The sequence below is a fragment of the Pedococcus bigeumensis genome (assembly GCF_006438965.1).
Classification (GTDB): domain Bacteria; phylum Actinomycetota; class Actinomycetes; order Actinomycetales; family Dermatophilaceae; genus Pedococcus; species Pedococcus bigeumensis_A.
This window is the reverse complement of record NZ_RCZM01000007.1, coordinates 71,330-96,780: the sequence shown is the minus strand read 5'-3', so window position 1 is coordinate 96,780 and position 25,451 is coordinate 71,330. Positions and strand designations below refer to the sequence as shown.

32 protein-coding genes are annotated in these 25,451 nt (G+C 66.8%); 2 read left to right on the top strand and 30 right to left on the bottom strand.

Going from position 1 to position 25,451, the window contains the following annotated elements; all coding sequences use genetic code 11:
- Positions 1 to 88: 88 nt before the first annotated feature.
- From map to EAH86_RS18525, 25 genes are all read right to left on the bottom strand, one after another.
- Positions 89 to 931 carry a type I methionyl aminopeptidase gene (gene map, locus EAH86_RS18645; protein ID WP_140743560.1) on the bottom strand — a complete coding sequence of 281 codons (843 nt, stop codon included), beginning with the start codon at positions 929 to 931 and terminating at the stop codon, positions 89 to 91.
- Positions 931 to 1,506, bottom strand: coding sequence for an adenylate kinase (locus EAH86_RS18640; protein ID WP_140743558.1), 576 nt, complete (start codon positions 1,504 to 1,506; stop codon positions 931 to 933). The genes map and EAH86_RS18640 overlap by 1 nt, the downstream gene beginning before the upstream one ends.
- A complete protein-coding gene (secY, locus tag EAH86_RS18635; RefSeq protein WP_140743556.1) occupies positions 1,506 to 2,819 on the bottom strand; it encodes a preprotein translocase subunit SecY in 1,314 nt (437 codons plus the stop codon). Before secY ends, EAH86_RS18640 begins: the two co-directional genes overlap by 1 nt.
- A 213-nt stretch (positions 2,820 to 3,032) precedes the next feature.
- Positions 3,033 to 3,518, bottom strand: a complete 486-nt coding sequence (rplO, locus tag EAH86_RS18630) for a 50S ribosomal protein L15 (RefSeq protein WP_140743554.1) — start codon at positions 3,516 to 3,518, stop codon at positions 3,033 to 3,035.
- A 2-nt stretch (positions 3,519 to 3,520) separates the two neighbouring features.
- Positions 3,521 to 3,703 carry a 50S ribosomal protein L30 gene (gene rpmD / locus EAH86_RS18625; protein WP_056924254.1) on the bottom strand — a complete coding sequence of 61 codons (183 nt, stop codon included), beginning with the start codon at positions 3,701 to 3,703 and terminating at the stop codon, positions 3,521 to 3,523.
- On the bottom strand, positions 3,700 to 4,353 hold the full coding sequence (gene rpsE / locus EAH86_RS18620) for a 30S ribosomal protein S5 (RefSeq protein ID WP_140743552.1): 654 nt from the start codon (positions 4,351 to 4,353) through the stop codon (positions 3,700 to 3,702). Before rpsE ends, rpmD begins: the two co-directional genes overlap by 4 nt.
- Positions 4,354 to 4,393: 40 nt before the next feature.
- Complete coding sequence (rplR, locus tag EAH86_RS18615) at positions 4,394 to 4,768, bottom strand: 50S ribosomal protein L18 (protein WP_277752351.1); 375 nt, start codon at positions 4,766 to 4,768, stop codon at positions 4,394 to 4,396.
- A gap of 3 nt (positions 4,769 to 4,771) precedes the next feature.
- Positions 4,772 to 5,308 (bottom strand): 50S ribosomal protein L6, encoded by a 537-nt coding sequence (rplF, locus tag EAH86_RS18610; RefSeq protein ID WP_140743550.1) that lies wholly within the window; start codon positions 5,306 to 5,308, stop codon positions 4,772 to 4,774.
- 11 nt (positions 5,309 to 5,319) lie between these two features.
- A complete protein-coding gene (gene rpsH / locus EAH86_RS18605; protein ID WP_140743548.1) occupies positions 5,320 to 5,718 on the bottom strand; it encodes a 30S ribosomal protein S8 in 399 nt (132 codons plus the stop codon).
- 78 nt (positions 5,719 to 5,796) lie between these two features.
- Entirely contained in the window at positions 5,797 to 5,982 is a 186-nt protein-coding gene (locus EAH86_RS18600) for a type Z 30S ribosomal protein S14 (RefSeq protein WP_035902511.1), read from the bottom strand.
- Position 5,983: 1 nt separating this feature from the next.
- Entirely contained in the window at positions 5,984 to 6,556 is a 573-nt protein-coding gene (gene rplE, locus EAH86_RS18595; protein WP_140743546.1) for a 50S ribosomal protein L5, read from the bottom strand.
- Between the two features lie 23 nt (positions 6,557 to 6,579).
- Positions 6,580 to 6,939 carry a 50S ribosomal protein L24 gene (rplX, locus tag EAH86_RS18590; protein WP_140743544.1) on the bottom strand — a complete coding sequence of 120 codons (360 nt, stop codon included), beginning with the start codon at positions 6,937 to 6,939 and terminating at the stop codon, positions 6,580 to 6,582.
- 3 nt (positions 6,940 to 6,942) lie between these two features.
- Complete coding sequence (rplN, locus tag EAH86_RS18585) at positions 6,943 to 7,311, bottom strand: 50S ribosomal protein L14 (protein ID WP_056923992.1); 369 nt, start codon at positions 7,309 to 7,311, stop codon at positions 6,943 to 6,945.
- Positions 7,312 to 7,462: 151 nt separating this feature from the next.
- The gene (gene rpsQ / locus EAH86_RS18580; protein ID WP_140743542.1) at positions 7,463 to 7,753 is read right to left on the bottom strand and encodes a 30S ribosomal protein S17; all 291 of its coding nucleotides are present in this window, start codon (positions 7,751 to 7,753) and stop codon (positions 7,463 to 7,465) included.
- Positions 7,750 to 8,004 carry a 50S ribosomal protein L29 gene (rpmC, locus tag EAH86_RS18575; RefSeq protein ID WP_140743540.1) on the bottom strand — a complete coding sequence of 85 codons (255 nt, stop codon included), beginning with the start codon at positions 8,002 to 8,004 and terminating at the stop codon, positions 7,750 to 7,752. The genes rpsQ and rpmC overlap by 4 nt, the downstream gene beginning before the upstream one ends.
- Positions 8,004 to 8,423: a 50S ribosomal protein L16 gene (gene rplP, locus EAH86_RS18570; protein WP_140743538.1), complete on the bottom strand. Its 420-nt coding sequence runs from the start codon at positions 8,421 to 8,423 to the stop codon at positions 8,004 to 8,006. The genes rpmC and rplP overlap by 1 nt, the downstream gene beginning before the upstream one ends.
- Before the next feature lies 1 nt (position 8,424).
- Complete coding sequence (gene rpsC / locus EAH86_RS18565) at positions 8,425 to 9,249, bottom strand: 30S ribosomal protein S3 (protein WP_140743536.1); 825 nt, start codon at positions 9,247 to 9,249, stop codon at positions 8,425 to 8,427.
- Entirely contained in the window at positions 9,249 to 9,617 is a 369-nt protein-coding gene (gene rplV, locus EAH86_RS18560; RefSeq protein WP_140743723.1) for a 50S ribosomal protein L22, read from the bottom strand. Before rplV ends, rpsC begins: the two co-directional genes overlap by 1 nt.
- A 32-nt stretch (positions 9,618 to 9,649) precedes the next feature.
- Entirely contained in the window at positions 9,650 to 9,931 is a 282-nt protein-coding gene (gene rpsS, locus EAH86_RS18555; RefSeq protein ID WP_056923996.1) for a 30S ribosomal protein S19, read from the bottom strand.
- Positions 9,932 to 9,949: 18 nt separating this feature from the next.
- The gene (gene rplB, locus EAH86_RS18550; RefSeq protein WP_140743534.1) at positions 9,950 to 10,780 is read right to left on the bottom strand and encodes a 50S ribosomal protein L2; all 831 of its coding nucleotides are present in this window, start codon (positions 10,778 to 10,780) and stop codon (positions 9,950 to 9,952) included.
- A gap of 35 nt (positions 10,781 to 10,815) precedes the next feature.
- A complete protein-coding gene (gene rplW / locus EAH86_RS18545; RefSeq protein ID WP_140743532.1) occupies positions 10,816 to 11,127 on the bottom strand; it encodes a 50S ribosomal protein L23 in 312 nt (103 codons plus the stop codon).
- Positions 11,124 to 12,167, bottom strand: coding sequence for a 50S ribosomal protein L4 (gene rplD, locus EAH86_RS18540; RefSeq protein ID WP_140743530.1), 1,044 nt, complete (start codon positions 12,165 to 12,167; stop codon positions 11,124 to 11,126). The genes rplW and rplD overlap by 4 nt, the downstream gene beginning before the upstream one ends.
- Positions 12,168 to 12,172: 5 nt before the next feature.
- Positions 12,173 to 12,829, bottom strand: coding sequence for a 50S ribosomal protein L3 (rplC, locus tag EAH86_RS18535; protein ID WP_140743528.1), 657 nt, complete (start codon positions 12,827 to 12,829; stop codon positions 12,173 to 12,175).
- A 10-nt stretch (positions 12,830 to 12,839) separates the two neighbouring features.
- Complete coding sequence (gene rpsJ / locus EAH86_RS18530) at positions 12,840 to 13,148, bottom strand: 30S ribosomal protein S10 (protein ID WP_009775966.1); 309 nt, start codon at positions 13,146 to 13,148, stop codon at positions 12,840 to 12,842.
- A 525-nt stretch (positions 13,149 to 13,673) separates the two neighbouring features.
- The gene (locus EAH86_RS18525) at positions 13,674 to 14,252 is read right to left on the bottom strand and encodes a hypothetical protein (RefSeq protein WP_140743526.1); all 579 of its coding nucleotides are present in this window, start codon (positions 14,250 to 14,252) and stop codon (positions 13,674 to 13,676) included.
- Between the two features lie 165 nt (positions 14,253 to 14,417).
- Between EAH86_RS18525 and EAH86_RS18520 the strand changes: the two genes are divergently transcribed.
- Both EAH86_RS18520 and EAH86_RS18515 read left to right on the top strand, forming a co-directional pair.
- Entirely contained in the window at positions 14,418 to 15,722 is a 1,305-nt protein-coding gene (locus EAH86_RS18520) for an alpha-hydroxy-acid oxidizing protein (protein ID WP_140743524.1), read from the top strand.
- A complete protein-coding gene (locus EAH86_RS18515) occupies positions 15,722 to 16,270 on the top strand; it encodes a GNAT family N-acetyltransferase (protein WP_140743522.1) in 549 nt (182 codons plus the stop codon). Before EAH86_RS18520 ends, EAH86_RS18515 begins: the two co-directional genes overlap by 1 nt.
- Before the next feature lie 394 nt (positions 16,271 to 16,664).
- Here the strand turns inward: EAH86_RS18515 and tuf are convergent, their stop codons facing one another.
- From tuf to EAH86_RS18490, 5 genes are all read right to left on the bottom strand, one after another.
- Positions 16,665 to 17,861 (bottom strand): elongation factor Tu, encoded by a 1,197-nt coding sequence (gene tuf / locus EAH86_RS18510; RefSeq protein WP_140743520.1) that lies wholly within the window; start codon positions 17,859 to 17,861, stop codon positions 16,665 to 16,667.
- A 135-nt stretch (positions 17,862 to 17,996) separates the two neighbouring features.
- Positions 17,997 to 20,114: an elongation factor G gene (gene fusA, locus EAH86_RS18505; protein WP_140743518.1), complete on the bottom strand. Its 2,118-nt coding sequence runs from the start codon at positions 20,112 to 20,114 to the stop codon at positions 17,997 to 17,999.
- Positions 20,115 to 20,236: 122 nt separating this feature from the next.
- Complete coding sequence (gene rpsG, locus EAH86_RS18500) at positions 20,237 to 20,707, bottom strand: 30S ribosomal protein S7 (RefSeq protein ID WP_056915473.1); 471 nt, start codon at positions 20,705 to 20,707, stop codon at positions 20,237 to 20,239.
- Positions 20,707 to 21,081 carry a 30S ribosomal protein S12 gene (gene rpsL, locus EAH86_RS18495; RefSeq protein ID WP_056883290.1) on the bottom strand — a complete coding sequence of 125 codons (375 nt, stop codon included), beginning with the start codon at positions 21,079 to 21,081 and terminating at the stop codon, positions 20,707 to 20,709. The genes rpsG and rpsL overlap by 1 nt, the downstream gene beginning before the upstream one ends.
- A gap of 424 nt (positions 21,082 to 21,505) precedes the next feature.
- Complete coding sequence (locus tag EAH86_RS18490; RefSeq protein WP_140743516.1) at positions 21,506 to 25,384, bottom strand: DNA-directed RNA polymerase subunit beta'; 3,879 nt, start codon at positions 25,382 to 25,384, stop codon at positions 21,506 to 21,508.
- Positions 25,385 to 25,451 lie beyond the last annotated feature (67 nt).

Here is a 25,451-nt window from a genome sequence, read left to right as displayed (position 1 = left end):
TGTTGCTCACAGATCGTCACCAGACGCCGAATCCACGGCCCGGTGACCACCACGCAGCGACAAGTCGCCGGGCCGCCGGAGGGGTGGGTCAGGACAGGGGGGCGTATGCCGCGCCGGCGGCTTCCAGCCGTTCCTTGCCGCCGTCGAGGGCGGTCAGCACCCAGAGCCCATCGTCGGTGACCGCGACGGTGTTCTCCCAGTGCGCTGCGCGGGACTGGTCGGTCGTCACGACCGTCCAGTCGTCCCGGAGGACACGGGTCTCAGCGGACCCGAGCGTCACCATCGGCTCGATCGCCACGGTCACGCCGGAGCGGACCGTCGGCCCCCGGTCGCGGACGCGGTAGTTCGGCACCTGCGGGTCCATGTGCATCTCGGTCCCGATGCCATGGCCGACGTACTCCTCGACGATCCCGTAGTCGTGACCGTCCCGGTCGCCCGAGGCGACGATGCTGTCCTCGACACCGGCACCCACGGCATACAACGACTCCCCCACGCTGAGCGCGGCGATGCCAGCCCACATGGAGTCCTCGGTGGCGTCGATGAGCGCGAGGTCCTGCGGACGCCCGGCGTCGCGACCGCCGACGATGACCGAGATGGCGGCGTCACCGTGCCAGCCGTCGACGATGGCGCCGCAGTCGATCGAGATCAGGTCGCCCTCGGTCAGCACCCGCGAACCCGGGATGCCGTGCACGACCTCCTCGTTGACCGACGTGCAGAGCGAGCCGGTGAAGCCGTGGTAGCCCAGGAACGACGGGGTCGCCCCGCAGCCACGGATGTGCTCCTCCGCGAGCTCGTCGAGCGCCTTGGTGGTCATGCCCGGACGGACCGTCTGGGCCATCAGCTGCAGGGTCTGACCGACCACCAGCCCAGCCTTGCGCATCCGCAGGATCTGGTCGGGGGTCTTGGTCTCGATGCGGGACCGGCCGAACATCAGGATCGAGCAACCCCGGCGAGGGCGGCGGAGATCCGGTCGAAGACCTCGTCGACCGAACCCATCCCGTCGACCTGCACCAGCAGGCCACGGTCGGAGTAGACGTCGGTGAGCGGTGCCGTCTCGCGACGGTAGATCGCCTGGCGCTCGCGGATCACTTCTTCGGTGTCGTCCTCACGGCCCTCGATCTCGGCCCGCTTGAGCAGCCGCTGGACGACGGCCTCGCTGTCGACGGTGAGCTCGAGGACGGCCTCGAGCGCGTGGCCGTGCTCGGCCAGGATCGCATCGAGCGTCTCGACCTGGGCCGCGGTGCGTGGGAAGCCGTCGAGCAGGAAGCCCTGCTCCGCGTCGTCCTCGAAGAGCCGGTCGCGGACGATCTCGTTGGTGATCTCGTCGGTGACGTAGCCACCGGACGCGAGCACCTCCTTGACCTGCAGGCCGAGGGGGGTCTCGTTCTTGATGTTGGCGCGGAAGATGTCACCCGTGGAGATCGCGGGGATGCCGAACGTCGAGGCGATCTTGGCGGCCTGGGTGCCCTTACCGGCACCCGGCGGGCCGAGGATGATGAGGCGCATCAGCGGAGGAACCCTTCGTAATGGCGCTGCTGCAGCTGCGACTCGATCTGTTTCACCGTCTCAAGGCCGACGCCGACGATGATCAGGATGGAGGTGCCACCGAACGGGAAGTTCTGGTTGGCGCCGACGAGTACCAGTGCGATGAGCGGGATCAGCGAGACGAGGCCGAGGTAGATGGCCCCTGGAACCGTGATGCGGGTGAGCACGTAGTCGAGGTACTCGGCCGTGGGTCGCCCGGCGCGGATACCTGGGATGAAGCCGCCGTAGCGCTTCATGTTGTCGGCCACCTCCACCGGGTTGAACGTGATCGACACGTAGAAGAACGTGAAGAACAGGATCAACGAGATGTAGATGATCATGTAGATGGGGTGGTCACCCCGGACGAGGTGCTGCTCGATCCATGTCACCCAGCCGGCCTGGTCGCCGGTGGTCGACTTGTTGAACTGTGCCAGCAACGAGGGCAGCGCGAGCAGGGACGAGGCGAAGATCACGGGGATCACGCCGGCCATGTTGACCTTGAGCGGGATGTACGTGGACGTGCCGCCGTACATCTGGCGACCGACCTGGCGCTTGGCGTACTGCACCGGGATCCGGCGCTGGCTCTGCTCGACGAACACGACCAGGGCGATGATGAGGAAGCCGAGCAGGATGACGCCGATGAACACGTCCCAGCGGCCGTCCTGCTGCTGGATCGCCCAGAGCGAGCTCGGGAACGAGCTGGCGATGGACGTGAAGATCAGCAGCGACATGCCGTTTCCGATGCCCTTGTCGGTGACGAGCTCACCGAGCCACATGACGACACCGGTGCCGGCGGTCATGGTTAGCACCATGATGACCAGGGTCGGGATCGAGTCGTTGGGCAGGATGCTGGTGCAGCGCGGGCCGAACAGCGCCGAGGGGTTCTGGGCGAACGTGATGAGCGTGGAGGACTGGAGGATCGCCAGACCGATGGTGAGGTAGCGCGTGTACTGCGTCATCTTCGTCTGGCCCTGCTGGCCCTCCTTCTTGAGGGCCTCGAACCGCGGGATGACCACGGTGAGCAGCTGCACGATGATGCTCGCCGTGATGTACGGCATGATCCCGAGCGCGAAGATCGACAGCTGGAGCAGTGCCCCGCCGCTGAACAGGTTGGCCAGGCCGAGCACACCGGTGGTCGCGTCGGCGTTCTTGATACAGGCCTGCACGGCCGTGTAGCTCACGCCCGGGACGGGAACGTGCGAGCCCAGCCGGAAGATGATGACGATGGCGAGCGTGAACAGCAGCTTCCTGCGCAGGTCCGGCGTCTTGAACGCACGGGTGAAGGCGGTGAGCACAGGTCCTCCTGGTGACGCGGGCCGATCCGGCCTCGCGGTGATGACGGTCAGGCAATCCTACGAAGGTTACCCCGAGCGCCAGCGAGGGGTGTCAAAGGCGTGGTCCCGAGGCATGTTGGGGCCGGGCTGAAACGTGCTTGGCGAACAAATGGGGTATGCCGCGAGCTCACCTTGAGCGGTGAGCCCGCGGCATACCCTGGTGTCTTGATGCGGTCAGGCGGAGGTGACCGAGCCGCCAGCGGCCTCGATCTTCTCCTTGGCGGTCGCCGAGAACTTGTCAGCGGTCACGTTGACCTTGACGGTGATCTCGCCGGTGCCGAGCACCTTGACCGGGGAGTTGTCGCGAACCGCACCCTTGGCCACGAGGTCGGCGATGGTCACATCGCCACCCTCGGGGAACAGGGCGGACAGCTTGTCCAGGTTGACGACCTGGAACTCCACGCGGAACGGGTTCTTGAAGCCACGCAGCTTCGGGAGACGCATGTGCAGCGGCATGGCGCCACCTTCGAAGCGCTCCGGAACCTGGTAGCGGGCCTTGGTGCCCTTGGTGCCACGACCGGCGGTCTTGCCCTTGGAGCCCTCACCGCGACCCACCCGGGTCCTTGCGGTCTTGGCGCCGGGAGCCGGACGCAGGTGGTGCACCTTGAGGGTCGTGCCCTCGGGTGCGGCAGCGGCCTTGGCGGCCTTCTTCTCTGCCATGGTCAGTCAACCTCCTCGACGGCAACGAGGTGCGTCACCGTCTTGACCATCCCGCGGATCTCGGGACGGTCCTCCTTGACGACGACGTCGCCAATGCGCTTCAGACCGAGGCTTCGCAGCGTGTCACGCTGGTTCTGCTTGCCACCGATCTCGGAACGGGTCTGGGTCACCTTGAGACGCATCAGGCACCTGCCTTGGCGGCTTCGCGGCCGGCAGCCTGGGCCCGCAGCATGGCGGCCGGGGCGACGCGGTCGACCGGGAGGCCGCGGCGGGCAGCCACTTCCTCCGGACGCTCGAGACCCCGGAGGGCCGCGACGGTCGCGTGGACGACGTTGATGGCGTTGTCCGAGCCGAGCGACTTGCTCAGCACGTCGTGGATGCCTGCGCACTCCAGGACCGCGCGCACCGGACCACCGGCGATGACACCGGTACCGGGGGCGGCGGGACGCAGCATGACGACGCCGGCAGCGGCCTCACCCTGCACGGGGTGCGGGATGGTGCCCTGGATGCGGGGGACCTTGAAGAACTCCTTCTTGGCCTCCTCGACACCCTTGGCGATCGCCGCGGGGACTTCCTTGGCCTTGCCGTAGCCGACACCGACGGTTCCGTCGCCGTCGCCCACGACCACGAGGGCGGTGAAGCTGAAGCGACGTCCACCCTTGACGACCTTGGAAACGCGGTTGATGGTCACGACGCGCTCGACGTAGGCGCTCTTCTCGGCCTGGTCGCGGCCACCTTGACGGTTGTCGCGGCCACCACGGCGGTCGCCGCGCTCGCCACGAGCTGCGTCGCCGCCAGCAGCGGCACCAGTGCCTCGACGCTGGGGTCCGGGCATCAGATGTTCCTCATCTCAATAACAGTTGCGGTCACGGTGCTCACAGGGCCAGACCACCCTCGCGGGCGCCCTCGGCGATGGCGGCGATGCGACCGTGGTACTTGTTGCCACCGCGGTCGAAGACGACAGCCTCGACACCGGCGCTCTTGGCGCGCTCGGCGAGCAGCTCGCCCACCTTGCGGGCCTTGGCGGTCTTGTCACCCTCGAACGAACGCAGGTCTGCCTCCATGGTGGAAGCCGACGCCACGGTCTTGCCGAGGGTGTCATCGACGACCTGCACGAAGACGTGGCGCGAGGAGCGCGACACGACCAGGCGCGGACGAACGGTCGTACCGGTCACCTTCTTGCGCAGGCGCAGGTGGCGACGGCCGCGTGCAGCGGACTTGCCCTTGGCGCGCTTGACGATCATTGCCATGGCTTACTTACCGGCCTTTCCGACCTTGCGACGGATCTGCTCGCCCGCATAGCGAACGCCCTTGCCCTTGTACGGGTCGGGCTTGCGTAGCTTGCGGATGTTTGCGGCAACCTCGCCAACGAGCTGCTTGTCGATGCCCTGGACCGCGAAGCGGGTCGGGTTCTCGACAGCGAAGGAGATGCCCTCAGGGGCCTTGACGGTGATCGAGTGGCTGTAGCCGAGCGCGAACTCGAGGTCCCCGCCCTTGTTGACCACGCGGTAACCCGTGCCGTGGATCTCCATCTTCTTCTCATAGCCCTCGGTCACACCGAGCACCATGTTGTTGATGAGCGACCGGGTCAGGCCGTGCAGGGCACGGGACTGGCGCTCGTCGTTGGGGCGCTTGACCTCGAGGTCCGCGTCACCCTTCTCGACCTTGATCGGCTCGGCCACGACGTGGCTGAGCTCGCCCTTGGGGCCCTTCACCTTGACGGTCTGGCCGTCGATGGTGATGTCGACACCGCTGGGGATGGCGACTGGGAGTCGTCCAATACGCGACATGTCGAGTCCCCTTACCAGACGTAGGCGAGGACTTCCCCGCCCACGCCCTTGGACTTGGCCTGGCGGTCCGTGAGGAGACCAGACGAGGTGGAAAGGATGGCCACACCGAGACCGCCGAGAACCTTGGGCAGGTTCGTCGACTTGGCGTAGACGCGCAGACCGGGCTTGGAGACACGGCGCACGCCAGCGATGGAACGCTCACGGTTGGGGCCGTACTTCAGCTCGATGGTCAGCGTCTTGCCGACCTCGGCGTCCTCGACCTTCCAGGAGGCGATGTAGCCCTCCGCCTGGAGGATCTCGGCAATGTGGGACTTCAGCTTGGAAAACGGCATGGAGACTGCGTCGTGGTGCGCCGAGTTGGCGTTCCTGACGCGGGTCAACATGTCCGCAATCGGGTCAGTCATGGTCATGGGCTTCTCCGGCCCTCTCTCACCGTGGTTTCACTGCTCATGCAGCGACCTGCGATGTAAGGATGAAATCGGTGGGTATTACCAGGAGCTCTTGGTGACGCCGGGCAGCTCGCCGCGGTGTGCCATCTCGCGAAGGCAGATGCGGCAGAGCCCGAACTTGCGGTAGACCGAGTGCGGTCGGCCGCAGCGCTGACAACGGGTGTAGCCACGCACCTTGAACTTCGGCTTCTTGTTGGCCTTGTTGACCAGGGCGGTCTTCGCCATGTCAGTTCTCCTTGAAGGGGAAGCCGAGCGCCTTGAGCAGTGCGCGGCCCTCGTCGTCATTGCGGGCGGTGGTCACCACAGTGATGTCCATGCCCCGCACGCGGTCGATACGGTCCTGGTCGATCTCGTGGAACATCGACTGCTCCGTGAGGCCGAAGGTGTAGTTGCCGTTGCCGTCGAACTGCTTGGGCGACAGGCCGCGGAAGTCACGGATACGAGGCAGGCCCACCGACACGAGACGGTCGAGGAACTCCCACATCCGGTCGCCGCGCAGCGTGGTGTGCGCACCGATCGGCATGCCCTCGCGAAGCTTGAACTGCGCGATGGACTTGCGGGCCTTGGTGACGATGGGCTTCTGGCCGGTGATGGCCGAGAGGTCCTTGATCGCGCCCTCGATGAGCTTGGCGTCCTTGGCGGCGTCACCAACACCCATGTTGACGACGACCTTGACGACGCCGGGCACCTGCATGACGTTGTCGTAGCCGAACTGCTTGAGCAGCTCGCCCTTGATCTCGTCCGCGTAGCGCTGCTTGAGGCGCGGCGTGACCGCTGCGGAAACTTCAGTCTGGGTCATGGTTTCTGTTTCGGTCATGGCTCTCACAGGTCCTTGCCCGAGCGCACCGCGACACGGGTGCGGACGGTCTTGGTGCGACCGTTGCGCTCGACAGTCTCGACGCGGGTCTTGATCCGGGTCGCGAGCTTCTTGTCATCGGGGTCAACGACCGCCACGTTGCTCACGTGGATCGCAGCTTCCTGGACGACCAGGCCACCGGTGCGGGTGCCGCGAGCGGACTGACCTGCCTTGGTGTGGCGGGTCACCCGGTTGACACCCTCGACGAGCACGCGCTCGGTCTCGGGGTACACGGCGATGACCTTGCCGATGCTGTTGCGGTCCTTGCCAGTGAGCACCTTGACGGTGTCACCCTTCTTGATCTTCATCTTCTTCTTGTCAGCCATGGGTCAGAGCACCTCCGGCGCCAACGAGATGATCTTCATGAACTTCTTCTCACGCAGCTCGCGGCCCACAGGGCCGAAGATGCGCGTGCCTCGGGGGTCCCCGTCGGCCTTGAGGATGACGGCGGCGTTCTCGTCGAACTTGATGTACGACCCGTCGCCGCGACGGCGCTCCTTGGTGGTGCGCACGATGACGGCCTTGACGACGTCGCCCTTCTTGACGTTGCCGCCGGGAATGGCGTCCTTGACGGCGGCGACGATGACGTCACCAATGCCGGCGTAACGACGACCCGAGCCACCGAGAACACGGATGCAAAGGATCTCCTTGGCACCAGTGTTGTCGGCGACACGCAGTCGCGACTCCTGCTGGATCACTGTCTAACTCCTGTCGTCGAGCTGGTTCTCACGCAAGGTGAGCCTTGCCGAACTGTGGGGGGCTTGTTTTCCGTGCCCGCGCGGCATACCCGGTGGTTTCTCCGGTATGCCGCGTGGGCGGCGGATGCTGAGGTGTTACTGCGCCTTTGAACTACTTGGCCTTCTCGAGGATCTCCACCACGCGCCAGCGCTTGGTGGCTGAGAGTGGGCGGGTCTCCATGATCGAGACGCGGTCACCGATACCGGCGGCGTTGTCCTCGTCGTGGGCCTTGACCTTGCTGGAGCGACGCAGGACCTTGCCGTAGAGCGCGTGCTTGACGCGGTCCTCGACCTCGACCACGACGGTCTTGTCCATCTTGTCGCTGACCACGTAACCCTGGCGGGTCTTGCGGTAGTTACGGTCTTCAGCCGTCACGGCCTCATCCTTCACGTTCTTGGTCATGCCGACTCCTCCTTGGCTTCGACACTCGGGCTCTGCCCGATCCCGAGCTCGCGCTCACGCAGCTCGGTGTAGATGCGGGCGATGTCCTTGCGGACGGCGCGCAGGCGGCCGTGGTTGTCCAGCTGGCCGGTGGCCGACTGGAACCGGAGGTTGAACAGCTCCTCCTTGGCCTTGCGGAGCTCGTCGACCAGACGGTCGTCGTCGAGACCACGAAGGTTCTCCGACACCAGGTCCTTGGATCCGACTGCCATCAGATGTCACCACCTTCACGCCGAACGAAGCGGCACTTCATGGGGAGCTTGTGCATCGCCAGACGCATGGCCTCACGGGCGACCTCTTCGGTCACACCGTTCACCTCGAACATCACGCGACCAGGCTTGATGTTGGCGATCCACCACTCGGGGGAGCCCTTACCGGAACCCATGCGGGTCTCGGCCGGCTTCTTGGTCAGCGGGCGGTCGGGGTAGATGTTGATCCACACCTTTCCACCACGCTTCATGTAACGCGTCATCGCAATACGAGCGGACTCGATCTGACGGTTGGTGACGTAGGCGGGCTCGAGGGCCTGGATGCCGTAGTCGCCGAACGCGATCTTGGTGCCACCCTTCGCAGCGCCCGAGCGACCCGGGTGGTGCTGCTTGCGGTGCTTGACTCGACGAGGAATCAACATGTCAGGACTGCTCTCCCTCAGTGCTGGCTGCGGCTGCGGTCGCCTCAGCGGCGGGAGCCTCAGCAGCGGTCTCGGTGGCGGTGCCCTCCGGACGCTCGCGACGAGCGCGGGCCGGACGGTCGGCACCCTCACGACGCGGGCCACGGCTCGGGCGCGGCGCAGCAGCCTGCTGCTGGGCCAGCTCGCGAGCGGTGACGTCGCCCTTGTAGATCCACACCTTGACGCCGATGCGGCCGAAGGTGGTGCGGGCCTCGTAGAAGCCGTAGTCGATCTGCGCACGCAGGGTGTGCAGCGGGACGCGACCCTCGCGGTAGAACTCGGTGCGAGACATCTCGGCGCCGCCGAGGCGACCGGAGACCTGGACACGGATGCCCTTGGCGCCGGCGCGGGTGGCGGACTGCATGCCCTTGCGCATCGCACGACGGAACGACACACGAGCAGAAAGCTGCTCGGCGATGCCCTGTGCAACGAGCTGGCTGTCGACCTCGGGGTTCTTGACCTCGAGGATGTTCAGCTGGACCTGCTTGCCGGTGAGCTTCTCGAGCTCGCCGCGGATGCGGTCGGCCTCGGCGCCACGACGACCGATGACGATTCCGGGACGGGCCGTGTGGATGTCCACACGGACGCGGTCACGGGTGCGCTCGATCTCGACGCGGGAGATGCCGGCCCGCTCCATGCCCTCGGACATGAGCTTGCGGATGGCGACGTCTTCCTTGACGTAGTCGCGGTACCGCTGACCCTCCTTGGTGGAGTCAGCGAACCAGCGGCTCTTGTGCTCGGTGGTGATACCGAGGCGGAAGCCGTGCGGGTTGACCTTCTGACCCATTAGCGGGTGCCTCCCTTGGTGGTCTTCGGCGTGACGACCACGGTGATGTGGCTGGTCCGCTTGTTGATGCGTGCCGCGCGGCCCTGGGCCCGCGGGCGGAACCGCTTCATGGTCGGACCTTCGTCGACGAAGGCTTCGCTGATGACCAGGTTGGTCTCGTCGAATGCCTCAGAGGCCTTGTCCGCCTTGACCCGGAGGTTGGCGATGGCGCTCTCGAGCACCTTCTGCACCGGGTCAGACGCGTACTGCGGCGCGAACCGGAGCACAGCAATGGCCTCGACGGCCTGCTTGCCACGGATCAGGTCCACCATGCGGCGGGCCTTCTGGGGCGTGACGCGGACGTGCCGCGCACTCGCCTTGGCTTCCATCACGTTGTCCTTGTTCTCGGTAGAGGCGGCCATCAGCGACGACGCCCCTTCTTGTCGTCCTTCACGTGACCCTTGAACGTGCGGGTCGGTGCGAACTCACCGAGCTTGTGGCCAACCATCGACTCGGTGACGAACACCGGGACGTGCTTGCGACCGTCGTGCACGGCGAGGGTGTGACCCAGCATGTCGGGGCTCACGACCGACCGACGCGACCAGGTCTTGATGACGTTCTTGGTGCCCGCTTCGTTCTGGACGTCGACCTTCTTCTGAAGGTGGCCGTCGATGAAGGGGCCCTTCTTCAAGCTACGAGGCATGGTTTCTCAGGCTCCTTCTCAGCGCTTCTTACGACGGCGGCGAACGATCATCTTGTCGCTCGGCTTGCCAGGACGGCGGGTACGGCCTTCGGCCTGACCCCACGGGCTGACGGGGTGACGTCCACCGGACGTCTTACCCTCGCCACCACCGTGCGGGTGGTCGACCGGGTTCATGGCGACACCACGGACGGTCGGGCGCTTGCCCTTCCACCTCATCCGGCCGGCCTTGCCCCAGTTGATGTTGGACTGCTCGGCGTTGCCGACCTCGCCGACCGTCGCGCGGCAGCGCAGGTCGACGTTGCGGATCTCACCGGACGGCATACGCAGCTGGGCGTAGGGGCCGTCCTTGGCGACGAGCTGCACACGCACACCAGCGGAACGGGCGATCTTCGCGCCACCACCGGGCTTGAGCTCGACAGCGTGGATGACCGTACCGGTCGGGATGTTGCGCAGCGGCAGGCTGTTGCCGGCCTTGATGTCGGCCGCGGGGCCGTTCTCGATGTTGGCGCCCTGCTCCAGGCCCTTGGGGGCCAGGATGTAGCGCTTCTCACCGTCGGCGTAGTGCAGCAGCGCGATGCGCGCAGTGCGGTTGGGGTCGTACTCGATGTGAGCGACCTTGGCCGGCACGCCGTCCTTGTCATGGCGACGGAAGTCGATGACGCGGTAGGCGCGCTTGTGTCCACCACCGATGTGACGGGTGGTGATCCGGCCGTTGCTGTTGCGGCCACCGGACTTCGTGAGGGGGCGCACCAGCGACTTCTCAGGCGTGGAGCGCGTGACCTCGACGAAGTCGGCGACGCTGGAGCCTCGGCGGCCAGGCGTGGTCGGCTTGTACTTGCGGATACCCATAGTTCGTAATCCCTTACGTCTCTTCAGCGATTCCGTCAGGCGCCGGCACCGAAGATGTCAATCGAGCCCTCGCGGAGGGTGACGATCGCACGCTTGGTGTCCTTGCGCTTGCCGATGCCGAACCGGGTGCGGCGGGTCTTGCCGACACGGTTGAGGGTGTGGACGGAGTCAACCTTGACGTTGAAGACGCGCTCGACGGCGATCTTGATCTCCGTCTTGTTCGCCCGCGGGTCGACGATGAAGGTGTACTTGCCCTGGTCGAGCAGCGAGTACGACTTCTCGGAAACGACCGGTGCGATCAGAATGTCGCGCGGGTCCTTGCCGTACAGAGCAGACTGGGTGCTCACTTGGTCTCCTCCTCATCCACGTCCTGGGCGGCAGCGCCACCGGCGGGGACGAAACCGGCAGCTTCGGCGGCATCCGCAGTGCGGAACCAGACCTCAGCGACGGTCGCGTCGTACCAGCGGGAGCCGGGGACGTGGAACTTCATCGAGTCCTTGTTGCCCTTGACCTCGAAGCCCTCCGGAGCGGAGCCGTCCTCGAGGGCGGCAGCCGAGTCGGCGCCGAAGCCACCGTCGGTGGCCTCGTCGGACTTCTCAGCCTTGGCGGGCTTGTCAGCCTTGGCGGGCTTGTCAGCCTTGGCGGGCTTCTCGGCCTTGGCCGGCTTCTCAGCCTTGGCAGGCTTGTCGGCCGTGGCCTCGGACTTCTCAGTCTTGGCAGCCTTGGCCGGCTTGTCGGCCTTGGCGGGAGCGTCGTCGACGATCTCGACCTCGATCACGCCACCCACGGGCTGGGCCTTGGTGACGAACGCCTCCAGGGCAGCCTTGGTGAACACGACATCGTCCGCGCACAGCACGTCATACGTGTTGAGCTGGTCGGCGGCGAGCACGTGCACACCGTCGAGGTTGCGGACCGACTTCAGCGACACGAGGTCGCTGCGGTCGAGCACGACGAGCAGGTTCGGGCGGTCGGTCAGACCGGCGAGCAGCGCGAGCGCGTCCTTGGTGGACGGCGCAGTGCCGGTCACAAGGGACTCGACGACGTGCACGCGGTCGTGGCGGGCCCGATCGGAGAGGGCACCGCGCAGGGCGGCAGCCTTCATCTTCTTGGGGGTCCGCTGGCTGTAGTCACGCGGCTGCGGGCCGTGGACGACGCCACCGCCGGCGAACTGCGGGGCGCGGGTCGAGCCCTGACGGGCGCGGCCGGTGCCCTTCTGGCGGTAGGGCTTGCGGCCACCACCGCGGACTTCGCCGCGGGTCTTGGTGGAGTGCGTGCCCTGACGCGCGGCGGCCAGCTGGGCCACGACGACCTGGTGGATCAGCGGAACGTTGACCTGGACGTCGAAGATCTCGGCGGGCAGGTCAGCAGCGACAGTTGTGGTTGCCATCTGGCTCAGGCTCCCTTCGCGGCCGTGCGGACGAGGACAGTGCCGTTGCGGGGGCCGGGAACGGCACCCTTGATCAGCAACAGGCCCCGCTCCACGTCCACGGCGTGGATCGTGAGGTTCTGGGTGGTCTGACGCTCGCCACCCATCCGGCCAGCCATGCGCATGCCCTTGAACACGCGACCCGGGGTGGCACAGCCACCGATCGAGCCAGGCTTGCGGTGGTTCTTGTGGGAACCGTGGGAGGAGCTGACGCCGTGGAAGCCGTGACGCTTCATGACGCCGGCAAAGCCCTTGCCCTTGGTGGTTCCGGTGACGTCGATCTCCTGGCCGGCCTCGAAGGTCTCGACCGTGACTTCCTGGCCGAGCGTGTACTCGGCGGCGTCAGCGGTACGGAGCTCCACGAGGTGGCGACGCGGGGTCACGCCGGCCTTCTCGAAGTGCCCGGTCAGGGGCTTGGTCACCTTGCGGGGGTCGATGGCGCCGAAGGCGATCTGGACGGCGTCGTAGCCGTCCTTCGCAGCGGCCCGGACCTGCGTCACAACGCAGGGGCCCGCCTCGATGACGGTGACGGGGATGAGCCGGTTCTCGGCATCCCACACCTGGGTCATACCGAGCTTCTTGCCCAGTACACCCTTCACGGTCTTGGTAGCAGTGGTGGTCATTTCGCCAGCCTCAGAGCTTGATCTCGATGTTGACGTCTGCCGGCAGGTCGAGACGCATCAGCGAGTCGACGGCCTTCGGCGTCGGGTCGATGATGTCGATCAAGCGCTTGTGGGTGCGCATCTCGAAGTGCTCGCGGCTGTCCTTGTACTTGTGGGGCGAACGGATGACCACGAAGACGTTCTTCTCCGTGGGCAGCGGCACAGGGCCGACTACCGTCGCGCCAGCACGGGTCACCGTGTCGACAATCTTGCGCGCCGAGTTGTCGATGACCTCATGGTCATACGACTTCAAGCGGATGCGGATCTTCTGTCCCGCCATCTCCGTTACGTCTCTCTCTCGCCGAACATCTAGCTTGGCCGGTTCTTGTGGCCTTCTCCGACCCCCGCGGTCGGGTGTGTCGCACCCGCTTCGCGGCCGGACGACATGCGTTTTCACGCGGTCGTGCGGATCGGATTGACCGGCAGAGCCGGGGCTTGCGCTTCCCTGGAGTGTCGCCCCGCGCACGTATGCGCGGTTCGAGGTGTGGCACCGGGGGTGGCGGCGTCGACATGGGTCAACGGCGCGCGTCAAGCAACCGGTCCAGTGTGCCAGAGCCGACGGTGACCTACCAAATCGAGGCCGGGCCACGCGGCATACCCGCACCGGTGGCGCGTCGCGCAGCGGCCGTCACCCTCGGGTATGCCGGGTGCCAGCCGCCGCTGCAACGCTGCGGTTGGGGGCCGCGCGACTACGACGAGGGTCGGACGGGCTGGCGTGAGCGCGCCAAGGCCCCAGCCCCGTCCGTGGGGGGGACGGACGGGGCCGGGGCCGGCTGGGTCGCGCTCGGGCCGCGCCAGGGCCGCGCTAGGGCCGCCCACCGCCCAGGACGCCGGCGTCGAACGCCTTGAGGACCGACGCCTTGTCGGCGGCGGACAGGGTGCCTGCCTTCACGGCGGCATCGAGGCGCGAGGACAGCTCGGTCTTGTGGCTGGCCTCGCGGTCGGCCTTGATCGCGTCGAGCGCGGCCTGCACCTTCGCCTGGCTGACGCCGAGCTCCTTGGCGAGGGCCGTCACCATCGCCTTCTCGCGGGCCTGGCGTTCGGCGTCGGTCGGCTTGGTGCCCTGCGCTGGGGGCGTCGCAGGCTGCTGCGCGGCGCGGACCTTCTCCAGGGCGGCGCTGACCTTGGCCTCGGTGAGACCGAGCTTGGTGGCGAGGGCGGCTGCGTCCATGCCACCGGGTCCGCCTCGGTGTCCGGCCGGACCACCGTGGCCGCCCGGTCCACGGCCGGCGTCTGCACCTGGCTGGGACGGTGCGGTGGTGGCGGTTCCGCTCGGGGTTGGCGTGCTGCTGTCCGCCATGGCTGCGCTGGCGCCGAGTCCGGCCGCGATGGCCGCCACCCCGCCTACAGCGGCGATCTTCATGGACTTGCTGACGGTGGGCATCGTGGGCGCACTCCTTCTCGGTTGTGGGGCGCCGCGGTGCGCCCCTCTTCCACCGAGGCTGCGCCGCCGCGCTGGCAACCAGCCGTGGCGAACCTGTCACGGTGCTGTCAGGAGGCCAGCGCGGTTCACAGGCGAGCAGGTGTGCCTACTGGCAGGATCGGGCCCATGACGACGCCGCCGCAGGGCCCGGGTCGGACCAGGCAGGGCCTGATCTACCGCGCCGGGGTGCTGGGCCACCGACCCAGCGTCCCCGCGGACTTCGCCGAGCTCGAGCGACGTGCCGCGAGCGCCATGTCGCCTCGTGCGTGGGCCTACGTAGCGGGTGGGGCGGGCGAGGGCGCGACGGTTCGCGCCAACCGCGCCGCCTTCGAACGCCACCAGATCGTGCCGCGGATGCTGCCGGGCCAGGCCGAGCGAAACCTCTCCATCGAGCTGCTCGGCCGTCGGCTTCCTGCGCCCCTGCTGGTGGCACCGATCGGCGCAGCCGGCCTGGTCCACCGGACCAGCGACCTGGAGATCGGCGCGGCGGCTGCCGAGCTGGGCCTGCCCTACATCCTCTCCAACCAGGGCTGCTCGTCGATGGAGGACGTGGCCGCCACGATGGGGTCGGCGCCCCGGTGGTTCCAGCTCTACTGGTCCACCGACGAGCCCCTCGTCGACAGCCTCCTGGCGCGCGCCGCCGCGAGCGGCGCCGAGGCGATCGTCGTCACCCTCGACACGACGATGCTCGGCTGGCGGCCGCAGGACCTCAACCTCGGGTCGCTGCCCTTCTCCCAGGGCATCGGGATCGCGCAGTACACCTCGGACCCACGGTTCCAGGAGATCGTCCGCGCCAGGGTGGCCGACAAGGCGGCTCAGGCAGCCGGAGGTGGCGGCAAGGACGACGTCAAGGTCACCGTCGGCGCACTGCGGTCGTTGCTGTCGATCAGCCGCGAGCACCCCGGCGACCTGCGGACCAACCTCCGCTCCCCCACGCCCCGTGCGGCCGTCGAGACCTTCCTCGACATCTACTCGAACCCGGGGCTCACCTGGGAGCAGCTCGGCACCCTGCGCGACCGCACCGACCTGCCGTTCCTGGTCAAGGGGGTCCTGCACCCGGACGACGCCAGGCGAGCGGTCGAGGTTGGCGCCAGCGGACTCGTGGTCAGCAACCACGGTGGGCGCCAGGTCGATGGCGCCGTGGCCTCTCTTGACGCCCTGCCGTCGGTGCGTGCGGCTGCCGGCCCCGACCTGCCGGTGATCCTGGACAGCGGGGTCCGCACGGGGAGTGACGTCGTCAAGGCGATCGCCCTCGGCGCCGATGCCGTCGCGATCGGCAGGCCGTACATCTACGGCCTGGCCCTGGGCGGTCGGGACGGCGTGCGCGACGTGCTGGCCAACATCGTGGCCGAGCTCGACCTGACGATGGGCCTGTCGGGCGTCGGCGCGGTGTCGCAGATCGGTCCTGAGCTGTTGCAGACGACGTCGTGATGTCCCGGCCTCACCTGCGTACGCCGCGGCTCGAGCTGCGGCCGCTGCAGGCCGACGACAGCGACCTGCTGGTCGAGCTCGACGGCGACCCCGACGTGATGGGGTTTCTGACGGGCCGGGGCACCGAGCCGCAGGAGGTGGTCGAGGTGTGGATGCCTGGACGCACCGACCCTGCGCACGACGCCCTGGGGCTGGGCTACTGGTCGGCCTTCGAGGACGGGGTCTTCGTCGGGTGGTTCTGCCTGACCCCGACCGGGGAGGGTCAGGCCGAGCTGGGGTATCGGCTGCGCAAGCGCGCGTGGGGCCGAGGCCTGGCCACCGAAGGTGCCACGCGGCTGCTGGAGCACGGCTTCGGGACGGTCGGACTGGACCTGGTCTGGGCCGAGACGATGGCCGTGAACGTTCGTTCCAGGGCCGTCCTTCAGCGACTCGGGCTGCGCCACGTCCGCACCGACATCAGGGAGTGGGCCGATCCCCTCCCGGGTGCCGACCTCGGCGAGGTGGTCTACGAGCTGACCGCCGCCGACTTCGCGGCCACCCGCCCCTAGAAGCCGGCCACCCGGCATACCTCTCCGGCACTTGGTGCCGACAGGTCGTCACCCAACCCCGGACACCGCCGCCCCGTGACCACCACACAGCAACACGTCCCCCAGCCCCAGCACTTGGTGCCGACAGGTCGTCACGAACCACCGGATTCGCCGCCCCGTGACCACCACACGGCAACACGTCCCCCAGCCCCAGCACTTGTTGCCGACAGGTCGTCACCAACCCCGGACACCGCCGCCCCGTGACCACCACACGGCAACACGTCGACAAGCCACCCGGCATACCGGGCACAGCGAAGGGCCCCGCAGCCGAAGCTGCGGGGCCCTCCAATGGTGCTGGTGCGTCAGATCAGTGGCGACGAGTCGCCGGGTAGTCCGAGAACGCAGTGTTCCTGAACTACTTGGTGATCTTGGTGACGCGGCCGGCGCCGACGGTACGGCCGCCCTCGCGAATGGCGAAGCGCAGGCCCTCCTCCATGGCGATCGGCTGGATGAGCTCGACGTTCATCTCCGTGTTGTCACCGGGCATGACCATCTCGGTGCCCTCGGGGAGGTGCACGACGCCGGTCACGTCGGTGGTACGGAAGTAGAACTGCGGGCGGTAGTTGTCGTAGAACGGCGTGTGACGGCCGCCCTCATCCTTGGAGAGGATGTAGACGTTGGCCTCGAAGTCCGTGTGCGGGGTGATCGAGCCCGGCTTGCAGATGACCTGCCCGCGCTCGACGTCCTCGCGCTTGGTGCCACGAAGGAGCAGGCCGACGTTCTCGCCCGCACGACCCTCGTCGAGCAGCTTGCGGAACATCTCGATGCCGGTGACCGTGGTCTTGGTCGGCGGACCCGTGTGGATGCCGACGATCTCGATCTCAGCGTTGACGTTCAGGATGCCGCGCTCGATACGACCGGTGACGACGGTGCCACGACCGGTGATCGTGAACACGTCCTCGACGGGCATGAGGAACGGCTTGTCGACGTCACGCTCGGGGATCGGGATGTGGTTGTCCACAGCGTCCATGAGCTCGAGCACGGAGTTGCCCCACTCGGCGTCGCCCTCGAGCGCCTTGAGCGCCGAGACCTTGACGACCGGCAGGTCGTCGCCCGGGAACTCGTAGTCGGACAGCAGCTCGCGGACCTCCATCTCGACGAGCTCGAGGATCTCCTCGTCGTCGACCATGTCGGCCTTGTTGAGCGCCACGACGATGTAGGGAACGCCGACCTGGCGGGCCAGGAGGACGTGCTCCTTCGTCTGCGGCATCGGGCCGTCGGTCGCTGCAACCACGAGGATCGCACCGTCCATCTGCGCCGCACCCGTGATCATGTTCTTCACATAGTCAGCGTGACCGGGGCAGTCGACGTGGGCGTAGTGACGGCTCTCCGTCTGGTACTCGATGTGCGCGATCGAGATCGTGATACCGCGCTGCTTCTCTTCGGGTGCCTTGTCGATGTCGTCGAACGCGAACTGCGGGTTCAGGTCCGGGTACTTGTCGTGCAGGACCTTGGAAATCGCAGCCGTCAGCGTCGTCTTACCGTGGTCGATGTGACCAATGGTGCCGATGTTGACGTGCGGCTTAGTCCGCTCGAACTTTGCCTTCGCCACTTGATGTCCTCCTCAGGACTCTTCTTTGGTTGAACGCCGTAAGCCCAGATGGGACGTGGCGCGGATTGTGGGGTCGTGCTGGGGTGTGGAGCTCTGGTGGTGCGTTCCGTGCGGTGCGACCGGTAATGCTACCGGTCACTCACCACGGGTCTTCTTGATGATCTCCTCGGCAACAGCCTTGGGGACCTCGGCGTAGGAGTCAAACTCCATGCTGTAGTTCGCCCGACCCTGGGTCTTGGAACGCAGGTCGCCGACATAGCCGAACATCTCCGACAGCGGGACGAGGCCGCGAACGACCTTGGCACCACTGATGTCCTCCATGGCCTGGATCTGGCCACGGCGGGAGTTGATGTCACCGATGACGTCGCCCATGTAGTCCTCGGGCGTACGCACCTCGACGGCCATCATCGGCTCGAGGAGCACGGGGTCGGCCTTGCGGACGGCCTCCTTGAGCGCCATGGAACCGGCGATCTTGAACGCCATCTCCGAGGAGTCGACGTCGTGGTAGGCGCCATCGAGCAGCGTCGCCTTGATGCCGACCAGCGGGTAGCCGGCGAGCACGCCGTACTGCATGGCGTCCTGGATACCGGCGTCGACCGAGGGGATGTACTCGCGCGGGATACGGCCACCAGTGACCTTGTTCACGAACTCGTACATCTCGCCGGACTCGGTGGTGTCGAGGGGCTCGATGCTGATCTGGATCTTGGCGAACTGGCCGGAGCCACCCGTCTGCTTCTTGTGGGTGAAGTCGAGCTTCTCCACGGTGCGACGGATCGTCTCGCGGTAGGCCACCTGCGGCTTGCCGACGTTGGCCTCGACCTTGAACTCGCGCTTCATGCGGTCCACGAGGATGTCCAGGTGGAGCTCGCCCATGCCGGCGATGATCGTCTGACCGGTCTCCTCGTCGTGGTGGACCTGGAAGGTCGGGTCCTCGGCGGAGAGCTTCTGGATGGCCGTGGAGAGCTTCTCCTGGTCACCCTTGGTCTTGGGCTCGATGGCCACCTGGATGACCGGGTCCGGGAACGTCATCGACTCGAGCACGATCTGCTCGTTCGGGTCGCTCAGGGTGTCACCGGTCGTGGTGTCCTTCAGGCCGATCGCCGCGTAGATGTGACCCGCGAGGGCCTCCTCCACGGGGTTCTCCTTGTTGGCGTGCATCTGGAAGAGCTTGCCGATGCGCTCCTTGCGGCCCTTGGTCGTGTTGACGACCGCCGAGCCGGCGTGGATCTGGCCGGAGTAGACGCGGATGAAGGTCAGCGTGCCGAAGAACGGGTGCGTGGCGACCTTGAAGGCCAGCGCCGAGAACGGCTCGCTCGTGTCGGGCCTGCGCGTCATCTCGATCTCCTCGTGGTTCGGCTTGTGGCCGACCATCGGGGGGACGTCGAGCGGGGACGGCAGGTAGTCGACGACGGCGTCGAGCATCGGCTGCACACCGCGGTTCTTGAAGGCAGAGCCGCACAGGATCGGGTAGAGCTCGGAGTTGACCGTGAGCTTGCGGATCGCGCCCTTGATCTCCTCGGGCGTCAGCTCCTCGCCACCGAGGTACTTCTCCATGAGGACGTCGTCGGACTCGGCGACGCGCTCGACCAGGGCGTGGCGGTACTCCTCGACCTTGTCGAGCATGTCGGCCGGGATCTCCTGGATCTCGTACTTGGCACCCATGGTGACGTCACCCTTGGCGTCACCAGGCCACACGAGGGCACGACGGTAGATGAGGTCGACGACACCGACGAACTCGCTCTCGGAGCCGATCGGCAGCTGGAGCACGAGGGGCTCTGCGCCGAGGCGGTCCTTGATGGTGTCCACGGTGAAGTAGAAGTCCGCGCCGAGCTTGTCCATCTTGTTGACGAACGCGATGCGGGGGACGTCGTACTTGTCGGCCTGACGCCACACGGTCTCGGACTGGGGCTCGACACCCTCCTTGCCGTCGAACACGGCAACGGCACCGTCAAGGACGCGCAGCGAGCGCTCCACCTCGACCGTGAAGTCGACGTGACCCGGGGTGTCGATGATGTTGATCTGGGTGCCCTCCCAGAAGGAGGTCACGGCGGCAGACGTGATCGTGATGCCGCGCTCCTTCTCCTGCTCCATCCAGTCGGTGGTCGAGGCACCGTCGTGCGTCTCACCGATCTTGTGGTTGACACCGGTGTAGAAGAGGATGCGCTCCGTCGTCGTCGTCTTGCCGGCGTCGATGTGCGCCATGATCCCGATGTTGCGGACCTTGGTCAGGTCCGTCAGGACGTCGAGTGCCAATGTGATCGTCTCATCTCGGTCGTTACGAAAAGTGCGTTGCGGTGCGGGGGCGGCAGGGCCGCCAACCACACACCTCCGGTATGCCGCGTGCGCGCCTGGCGCACGCGGCATACCGGGCGCTGTTACCAGCGGTAGTGCGCGAAGGCCTTGTTGGACTCGGCCATCTTGTGGGTGTCCTCGCGACGCTTCACTGCGGCGCCGAGGCCGTTGGATGCATCGAGGATCTCGTTCATGAGGCGCTCGGTCATGGTCTTCTCACGACGCTGACGCGAGTAGCCGACCATCCAGCGCAGGGCCAGCGTGGTCGCGCGGTTGGGCTTGACCTCGATCGGCACCTGGTAGGTGGCGCCACCGACACGACGCGACTTGACCTCGAGCGTCGGACGGATGTTGTCCAGCGCGCGCTTGAGGGTGACGACGGGGTCGGAGCCGGTCTTCTCCTTGACGCCCTCCAGGGCGCCGTAGACGATCGTCTCGGCGATGGACTTCTTGCCATCGAGGAGGATCTTGTTGACCAGCTGGGTCACCAACGGTGAGTTGTGGACCGGGTCGACGACGAGGGGGCGCTTGGGCGCGGGTCCCTTGCGAGGCATTACTTCTTCTCCATCTTCGCGCCGTAACGGGAGCGAGCCTGCTTGCGGTTCTTGACACCCTGGGTGTCGAGGGAGCCGCGGACGATCTTGTAGCGCACACCGGGCAGGTCCTTCACACGACCGCCACGCACGAGCACGATCGAGTGCTCCTGCAGGTTGTGGCCGACGCCCGGGATGTAGGCCGTGACCTCGATGCCGCTGGTGAGGCGCACGCGGGCCACCTTGCGCAGGGCAGAGTTCGGCTTCTTGGGGGTGGTGGTGTACACACGCGTGCACACTCCACGGCGCTGGGGCGAGCCCTTGAGGGCAGGAGTCTTGGTCTTGGTGACCTTGTCCTGACGCCCCTTGCGCACAAGCTGGTTGATCGTAGGCAACCTGTTCTCCGTACGTAGTTGATGTTCTGTGTCGTCGGGCGGCCTGGTCGGCCACCTTCGGGCACTCCTTGGTGTGGTGCCTTGCCCGACCCCCGTACTCGGGTGTGTCGTGCTTGGCGCTCTCCCCTGCACCCTCCACGCGCGACCCAGTGCGGATCGAATGCGGAGTGCCCGGCGAGAGGGGTGCTGGTCCAGCTGCCGACATCAACATGCTGGTCGGCGCCAACTCCAGCGGCATGTCTGAGCAGACCTCAGACACAGTGTTCAAAGATACCGCCTGCGCAGGTGCGGTCCAAATCGGTTACGGCAGCCCCCGTGCGCGGCATCCGGTCCAACGCCGCAGCCGGCCGGGATATGCCGCGAGGGCGGGTATGCCGCGTGGTGACCACGCGGCATACCCGCCCTCGACGGTGGTGCTGGTTGCTCAGTCCAGGCCGAGCTCGGCGTCGTCAAGACGGATGGCCTCGCCGGAGCCGGGACCGAACACCGGGTAGTCGTACTCGTAGCTGGGCATCGAGTACATCGCAGCCTTGGCCTCTTCGGTGGCCTCGACCTTGACGTTCCGGTAGCGCGGGAGACCCGTGCCGGCCGGGATCAGCTTTCCGAGGATGACGTTCTCCTTCAGACCCAGCAGCGGGTCCGACTTGGCGTTCATCGCGGCCTCGGTCAGCACGCGGGTCGTCTCCTGGAAGGAGGCGGCCGAGAGCCAGGAGTCGGTGGCCAGCGACGCCTTGGTGATACCCATGAGCTCGGGGCGACCCGAGGCCGGGCGGCCACCTTCGGCGACGACGCGACGGTTCTCGGTCTCGAACCGACCACGCTCGGCCAGCTCACCGGGGAGCAGGTCGGCGTCGGCGGACTCGATGATCGTGATCCGGCGCAGCATCTGGCGGACGATGACCTCGATGTGCTTGTCGTGGATCGACACACCCTGCTGGCGGTAGACGTGCTGCACCTCGTCGACGAGGTGCATCTGGACCGCCCGCGGGCCGAGGATGCGAAGGACCTGCTTGGGGTCGATCGAACCCTGCGTCATGCGGTGCCCGACCTCGACGTGGTCGCCATCGGCGATCAGCAGACGCGCGCGCTTGCTCACCGGGTAGGCGTGCTCCTCGGAGCCGTCGTCCGGGGTGAGCATGATGCGACGGGTCTTGTCGGTGTCCTCGATGTTGACCCGACCGGACGCCTCGGCGATCGGGGCGACACCCTTGGGGGTGCGCGCCTCGAACAGCTCGACGACACGGGGCAGACCCTGCGTGATGTCGTCACCAGCCACACCACCGGTGTGGAAGGTACGCATCGTCAGCTGGGTGCCGGGCTCACCGATCGACTGGGCCGCGATGATGCCGACGGCCTCGCCGATGTCCACCAGCTTGCCGGTCGCGAGCGACCGGCCGTAGCAGGCGGCGCAGGTGCCGACGTGGGACTCACAGGTGAGCACCGAGCGGACCTTGACCTGCTCGACGCCAGCGGCGACGAGCGCGTCGATGACCACGTCACCGAGGTCGATACCGGCCACGGCAAGGACGGAACCGTCCTTCTCGACGTCGGCAGCGAGGGTACGGGCGTAGACCGAGGTCTCCACGTCGTCGTGCTCGACCAGGGCGCCGGACGCAGACTTCTGTGCGATCGGCATGGTCAGGCCACGGTCGGTCCCACAGTCGTCCTCGCGGATGATGACGTCCTGCGAGACGTCCACCAGACGACGGGTCAGGTAACCCGAGTCGGCGGTACGCAGGGCGGTGTCGGCAAGACCCTTACGCGAACCGTGCGTGGAGATGAAGAACTCGAGCACGGACAGGCCCTCGCGGAAGTTCGCGCGGATCGGTCGCGGGATGATGTCGCCCTTGGGGTTGGACACCAGACCACGCATACCGGCGATCTGTCGTAGCTGCATCCAGTTACCACGCGCACCCGAGGACACCATCTTGTAGATGGTGTTGGTCTTCGGGAGGTTGGCCTCCATCTCCTTGGCGACCTCGTTGGTGGCCTGGGTCCAGATCTCGATGAGCTCCTGACGGCGCTCGTCGTCGGTGATCAGACCACGCTCGTACTGCACCTGGACCTTGGTCGCCTTGACCTCGTAGCCCTCGAGGATCTCGAGCTTGCGCGGCGGGGTCACGACGTCGGAGATGGCCACCGTGGTGCCTGAGCGGGTCGCCCAGTGGAAGCCGTACTCCTTGAGCGCGTCGAGGCTGGCAGCAACCTGCACCTTGGTGTAGCGCTCGGCCAGGTCGTTGACGATGGTCGACAGACGCTTCTTGTCGACGACCGCGTCCACGAACGGGTAGTCCACCGGCAGCGTCTGGTTGAACAGCGCGCGACCGAGGCTGGTCTCCACGGTGAGCGAGGCCACCTGGCCCTGGTCGTTGACCTCGGTGCCCTCGGCGAGCTCCGTGCCGGGGATCGGCACGACGTCGAGCAGGCGGATCTTGACGATGCTGCCCAGCTCGAGCTCGCCGGCGTCGAACGCCATGCGGGCCTCGGAGACCGACGAGAACGCGCGGCCGGAGCCCTTGCCGTTCTCCACCTCGGAGGTGAGGTGGTAGAGCCCGATGATCATGTCCTGGGTGGGCATGGTCACCGGACGGCCGTCGGCCGGCTTGAGGATGTTGTTGCTCGAGAGCATGAGGATGCGGGCCTCGGCCTGCGCCTCGGTGCTCAGCGGCACGTGCACAGCCATCTGGTCACCGTCGAAGTCGGCGTTGAAGGCCGAGCAGACGAGCGGGTGGATCTGGATGGCCTTGCCCTCGACGAGCTGCGGCTCGAAGGCCTGGATGCCGAGGCGGTGCAGGGTGGGCGCGCGGTTGAGCAGCACGGGGTGCTCGGTGATGACCTCTTCGAGGACGTCCCACACGACCGGACGGGCGCGCTCGACCATGCGCTTGGCCGACTTGATGTTCTGTGCGTGGTCGAGGTCGACCAGGCGCTTCATCACGAACGGCTTGAACAGCTCGAGGGCCATCTGCTTGGGCAGACCGCACTGGTGAAGCTTGAGCTGCGGGCCGACGACGATGACCGAACGGCCGGAGTAGTCGACGCGCTTGCCGAGCAGGTTCTGGCGGAACCGGCCCTGCTTGCCCTTGAGCATGTCGGACAGCGACTTGAGCGGACGGTTGCCGGGGCCCGTGACCGGGCGACCACGACGGCCGTTGTCGAAGAGGCTGTCGACAGCCTCCTGGAGCATCCGCTTCTCGTTGTTGACGATGATCTCCGGCGCACCGAGGTCGAGCAGACGCTTGAGTCGGTTGTTCCGGTTGATCACACGACGGTAGAGGTCGTTGAGGTCGGAGGTCGCGAAGCGGCCACCGTCGAGCTGCACCATCGGGCGCAGGTCCGGCGGGATGACCGGGACGGCGTCCAGGACCATGCCGGACGGCTTGTTCGTCGTCGCCTGGAAGGCGGTGACGACCTTGAGCCGCTTGAGGGCACGGGTCTTCTTCTGGCCCTTGCCGGTGGCGATGATCTCGCGCAGCAGCTCGGACTCGGCCTGGAGGTCGAAGTCCTGGAGGCGCTTCTGGATCGCCGCGGCGCCCATGCCGCCCTCGAAGTAGAGACCGAAACGGTCCCGCATCTCGCGGTAGAGGATCTCGTCGCCCTCGAGGTCCTGGACCTTGAGGTTCTTGAACCGGTCCCAGACCTGCTCGATGCGCTCGATCTGCATGTCGGCGCGCTTGCGGATCTGGTTCATCTCACGCTCGGCGGACTCGCGCACCTTGCGGCGGGCGTCAGCCTTGGCACCCTCGGCCTCGAGCTCGGCGATGTCGGACTCGAGCCGCTTGGCGCGGGTGTCGACCTCGGAGTCCCGCTTGTTCTGGTACTCCTTCTTCTCCACCTCGATCTGGGCCTCGAGCGACGGCAGGTCCTTGTGGCGCTGGTCCACGTCGACCGACGTGATCATGTAGGCCGCGAAGTAGATGACCTTCTCGAGGTCCTTCGGGGCCAGGTCGAGCAGGTAGCCGAGGCGCGACGGGACGCCCTTGAAGTACCAGATGTGGGTGACGGGGGCGGCGAGCTCGATGTGGCCCATCCGCTCACGACGCACCTTGGCGCGAGTGACCTCGACGCCGCAGCGCTCACAGATGATGCCCTTGAAGCGGACCCGCTTGTACTTGCCGCAGTTGCACTCCCAGTCCCGGGTGGGGCCGAAGATGCGCTCGCAGAACAGACCCTCCTTCTCAGGCTTGAGGGTGCGGTAGTTGATCGTCTCGGGCTTCTTCACCTCACCATGGCTCCACTGACGGATGTCGTCAGCAGTGGCCAGGCCGATGCGCAGTTCGTCAAAGAAGTTGACGTCGAGCACGTGGTTCCTTCTTCCGTGTCTCTAGCTAAAACTAAGGGGTTGGTCGTGAGGGGAGGTATGCCGCGTG

What these genes read in the sequence shown, in the direction of transcription:
- map (WP_140743560.1), bottom strand. Translation starts at nt 931, where the DNA reads ATGTTCGGCCGGTCCCGCATCGAGACCAAGACCCCCGACCAGATCCTG.
- EAH86_RS18640 (WP_140743558.1), bottom strand. Translation starts at nt 1,506, where the DNA reads ATGCGCCTCATCATCCTCGGCCCGCCGGGTGCCGGTAAGGGCACCCAG.
- rplO (WP_140743554.1), bottom strand. Translation starts at nt 3,518, where the DNA reads ATGGCAGAGAAGAAGGCCGCCAAGGCCGCTGCCGCACCCGAGGGCACG.
- rpsE (WP_140743552.1), bottom strand. Translation starts at nt 4,353, where the DNA reads ATGCCCGGACCCCAGCGTCGAGGCACTGGTGCCGCTGCTGGCGGCGAC.
- rplR (WP_277752351.1), bottom strand. Translation starts at nt 4,768, where the DNA reads ATGGCAATGATCGTCAAGCGCGCCAAGGGCAAGTCCGCTGCACGCGGC.
- rplF (WP_140743550.1), bottom strand. Translation starts at nt 5,308, where the DNA reads ATGTCGCGTATTGGACGACTCCCAGTCGCCATCCCCAGCGGTGTCGAC.
- rpsH (WP_140743548.1), bottom strand. Translation starts at nt 5,718, where the DNA reads ATGACCATGACTGACCCGATTGCGGACATGTTGACCCGCGTCAGGAAC.
- EAH86_RS18600 (WP_035902511.1), bottom strand. Translation starts at nt 5,982, where the DNA reads ATGGCGAAGACCGCCCTGGTCAACAAGGCCAACAAGAAGCCGAAGTTC.
- rplE (WP_140743546.1), bottom strand. Translation starts at nt 6,556, where the DNA reads ATGACCCAGACTGAAGTTTCCGCAGCGGTCACGCCGCGCCTCAAGCAG.
- rplX (WP_140743544.1), bottom strand. Translation starts at nt 6,939, where the DNA reads ATGGCTGACAAGAAGAAGATGAAGATCAAGAAGGGTGACACCGTCAAG.
- rpsQ (WP_140743542.1), bottom strand. Translation starts at nt 7,753, where the DNA reads ATGACCAAGAACGTGAAGGATGAGGCCGTGACGGCTGAAGACCGTAAC.
- rpmC (WP_140743540.1), bottom strand. Translation starts at nt 8,004, where the DNA reads ATGGCAGTCGGATCCAAGGACCTGGTGTCGGAGAACCTTCGTGGTCTC.
- rplP (WP_140743538.1), bottom strand. Translation starts at nt 8,423, where the DNA reads ATGTTGATTCCTCGTCGAGTCAAGCACCGCAAGCAGCACCACCCGGGT.
- rpsC (WP_140743536.1), bottom strand. Translation starts at nt 9,249, where the DNA reads ATGGGTCAGAAGGTCAACCCGCACGGCTTCCGCCTCGGTATCACCACC.
- rplV (WP_140743723.1), bottom strand. Translation starts at nt 9,617, where the DNA reads ATGGAAGCCAAGGCGAGTGCGCGGCACGTCCGCGTCACGCCCCAGAAG.
- rpsS (WP_056923996.1), bottom strand. Translation starts at nt 9,931, where the DNA reads ATGCCTCGTAGCTTGAAGAAGGGCCCCTTCATCGACGGCCACCTTCAG.
- rplB (WP_140743534.1), bottom strand. Translation starts at nt 10,780, where the DNA reads ATGGGTATCCGCAAGTACAAGCCGACCACGCCTGGCCGCCGAGGCTCC.
- rplD (WP_140743530.1), bottom strand. Translation starts at nt 12,167, where the DNA reads ATGGCAACCACAACTGTCGCTGCTGACCTGCCCGCCGAGATCTTCGAC.
- rplC (WP_140743528.1), bottom strand. Translation starts at nt 12,829, where the DNA reads ATGACCACCACTGCTACCAAGACCGTGAAGGGTGTACTGGGCAAGAAG.
- rpsJ (WP_009775966.1), bottom strand. Translation starts at nt 13,148, where the DNA reads ATGGCGGGACAGAAGATCCGCATCCGCTTGAAGTCGTATGACCATGAG.
- EAH86_RS18525 (WP_140743526.1), bottom strand. Translation starts at nt 14,252, where the DNA reads ATGCCCACCGTCAGCAAGTCCATGAAGATCGCCGCTGTAGGCGGGGTG.
- EAH86_RS18520 (WP_140743524.1), top strand. Translation starts at nt 14,418, where the DNA reads ATGACGACGCCGCCGCAGGGCCCGGGTCGGACCAGGCAGGGCCTGATC.
- EAH86_RS18515 (WP_140743522.1), top strand. Translation starts at nt 15,722, where the DNA reads ATGTCCCGGCCTCACCTGCGTACGCCGCGGCTCGAGCTGCGGCCGCTG.
- rpsG (WP_056915473.1), bottom strand. Translation starts at nt 20,707, where the DNA reads ATGCCTCGCAAGGGACCCGCGCCCAAGCGCCCCCTCGTCGTCGACCCG.